At 49.0% G+C, this 1,323-nt stretch carries 1 protein-coding gene and 1 pseudogene; both read left to right on the plus strand.

Annotation, left to right across the window (positions count from 1 at the left end; all coding sequences use genetic code 11):
* Window positions 1–67, plus strand: a pseudogene (locus R7127_RS26325) (3-ketoacyl-CoA thiolase); the annotation flags it as partial.
* 238 nt (window positions 68–305) lie between these two features.
* Window positions 306–1,286, plus strand: coding sequence for an MDR family oxidoreductase (locus R7127_RS26330; protein ID WP_015296031.1), 981 nt, complete (start codon window positions 306–308; stop codon window positions 1,284–1,286).
* Window positions 1,287–1,323: the final 37 nt, after the last annotated feature.

Below are 1,323 nucleotides of genomic sequence, written 5' to 3' on the forward strand. Positions count from 1 at the left end.
ATACGGCCTTGCGACCATGTGTATCGGTCTTGGTCAGGGTATCGCTACTGTCTCTGAGCGCCCGTAGCCCTTAACATCACCAGTTAGGTATCAACCAATACCAGCAAAATTTGGTATTACACTTAAGGCGGCATCTGATGTCGCCTTTTCTTTTATTAGGCACCCTATAATTTATGCACAAAACGCATAAATTAGATGATGAAGTTTCATTTTATTCATAAATAAAGAAGGCATACACTTACAGGCAGTTAATGGCTTGCAGCTCGTGGCATTCCTGCCGCGCTATCGCACACTCGGAGAACCTTATGTTTAATGCTCTAGTTCTAAACCAAGAAGACAAACGTACTATCGCAAACATCGAACAAATCGATGAAACACAACTGCCTGAAGGCGACGTTCTGATTGACGTTGATTACTCATCGTTAAACTACAAGGACGGCCTTGCGATCACAGGGAAAGGTAAAATCATCCGCAACTTCCCAATGGTACCAGGCATTGATCTAGCGGGTACGGTCGTAAGCTCTGACGATGCACGCTACCAAGCAGGCGATAAAGTCGTTCTTACTGGCTGGGGTGTCGGCGAAAACCACTGGGGCGGTATGGCGCAACGTGCTCGTCTAAAAGCGGATTGGTTGGTTCCGCTACCAAAAGGCTTAGACAGCAAAAAAGCAATGATGGTCGGTACAGCTGGCTTTACCGCAATGCTGTGTGTTCAAGCTCTGCTGGATGCTGACATCAAACCAGAAGCTGGCGAAATCCTTGTCACTGGCGCCAGTGGCGGCGTAGGTTCGGTGGCAGTGACGCTTCTGGCTCAACTGGGCTACAAAGTGGCAGCCGTTACCGGTCGTGTTGAACAAAACGGTCCGCTTTTAGAAAAACTGGGCGCAAGCCGCATCATCGACCGTGTTGAATTTGAAGAGCCTGCACGTCCACTAGAAAAACAAATTTGGGCTGGCGCAGTCGACACCGTTGGCAGCAAAGTGCTAGCGAAAGTATTGGCGCAAATGGATTACAACAGCGCCGTCGCGGCGTGTGGTCTTGCTGGCGGTTTTGACCTGCCAACCACAGTAATGCCGTTCATCCTACGTAATGTGCGTCTGCAAGGTGTGGATTCCGTGATGTGTCCAACCGAAAAACGTATCGCAGCGTGGGAAAAACTGGTTGAGCTACTACCAGACAGCTACTTCGAGCAAGCGTGTACTGAAGTAGAGCTCGCTGAAGCGCCAAAATACGCCGAAGATATTACCAACGGCCAAGTAACGGGTCGCGTAGTCATCAAGCTGTAGCTATAAAGCTACGTTATCAAGCTACAAATCAGCACTT

Origin of the sequence: Vibrio sp. 1159 (assembly GCF_033340395.1) — a bacterium.
GTDB classification, from domain to species: Bacteria; Pseudomonadota; Gammaproteobacteria; order Enterobacterales; family Vibrionaceae; genus Vibrio; species Vibrio alginolyticus.

Excerpts from the sequence above, each read along its gene's own strand:
- R7127_RS26330 (WP_015296031.1), top strand. The coding sequence starts at position 306 with ATGTTTAATGCTCTAGTTCTAAACCAAGAAGACAAACGTACTATCGCA.